The following is a 1509-nucleotide window of genomic DNA, read 5'->3' on the forward strand; positions in this document are numbered from 1 at the left end:
ACTCTACAAAAGGTAGAAATTCAGCACTCCCACCCCAGATTCTTTTTAAGGTATTAGTTTATGCATATATGAATGATATTTACTCAAGCAGAAAAATTGAGCAGGCTTGTAAAAGAGATATAAATTTCATTTGGCTTCTTCAAGGCCGCCAGGCCCCTGATCACAATACAATTGCAAGATTTAGAACTAAAAGGCTTGCAAATGTTATAGATGATTTGTTTAATCAACTAGTTATAAAACTCGGAGAGTTTGGAGAAATAGAATATAAAAATATATTTATAGATGGAACCAAAATCGAAGCAAATGCTAATAAGTATACTTTTGTGTGGAAGAAAGCCACCAATAAATTTGAAGTCAAATTACAAGAAAAAGCAACAAAAGTAATTCAAGAAATAAATTCTGAGTTTAAGACAGAATTTATAATTATACCAGAAGTAAAAATTGAAGTCACTTACTTACAAGAGATTTTAAAGATTCTTAATGAAACAAAAGAAAAGGAGAACATAACATTTGTGAGCGGTAAAGGTAAAAGAAAAACTAAAATACAAAGATATATTGAAATGATAGAAGATGTAATAGAAAGACAGATTAAATATGACGACTATAATAGTACCTTTAATGGTAGAAATAGTTTTTCTAAAACGGATAAAGATTCCACATTTATGATTTTGAAAGAAGATCATATGAGAAATGCTCAGTTAAAACCAGCATATAATGTTCAAATTGGTGTAGAGGCAGAATATATTGTGGGAATAGATATATCCAGTGAAAGATCTGATCAACTCACACTGATACCTTTTCTTGAAAAATTAAATAAAGGGTTACCTGAGAAGTACAGTAACATAGTGGCTGACGCCGGATATGAAAGTGAAGAAAACTATGTTTATTTAGAGAAGAATAATCAAAATACCTTTATAAAGCCACAGGCCTATGAGGGGATGAAGAAAGTTAGTTTCAAAAGGAATATAAGCAAACGAGAAAACATGCACTATAATAAAAAGGATGACGAGTACACTTGTTACAATAAGAAAATACTAAGGCCTACCGGCATGATTACTAGGAAATCAAAATCGGGATATAAGTCTGAGGTAACAGTATATGAATGCGAAAGTTGTGAAGATTGTCAACATAAACCAAAGTGCACCAAGGCTGCTGGCAATAGAAAAATGCAGGTATCAAAGCTATTTATTGAAAAAAGACATAAATCTTTAACTAACATAACAATTCCCGAAGGGATTTTGTTAAGAATGAACAGGTCAATTCAAGTTGAAGGTGCATTTGGAGTTATGAAAGAAGACCATGGATTTAGACGCTTTTTAACAAGAGGTAAAAACAACGTAAAAATTGAATTTACATTATTAAGTTTTGGATACAACATAAACAAACTTCATAATAAAATACAAAATGATAGATGCGGTTTATTTTTACACCACAAAGAAATTGCTTAATAATTAAAATTGAATATTAGAATTTGGAGGTTTATTGATCTCTTTTTTGTTGTGCAAAAAA

1 protein-coding gene is annotated in these 1509 nt (G+C 30.4%); it reads left to right on the plus strand.

Annotated elements, in window-relative coordinates; genetic code table 11:
• A partial coding sequence (locus LGK97_RS19550; RefSeq protein ID WP_226261990.1) for an IS1182 family transposase occupies window positions 1-1448 on the plus strand: 1448 nt, incomplete at its 5' end.
• Window positions 1449-1509 lie beyond the last annotated feature (61 nt).

The sequence above is a fragment of the Clostridium sp. CS001 genome (genome assembly GCF_020443565.1).
Lineage (GTDB): Bacteria > Bacillota > Clostridia > Clostridiales > Clostridiaceae > Clostridium_AD.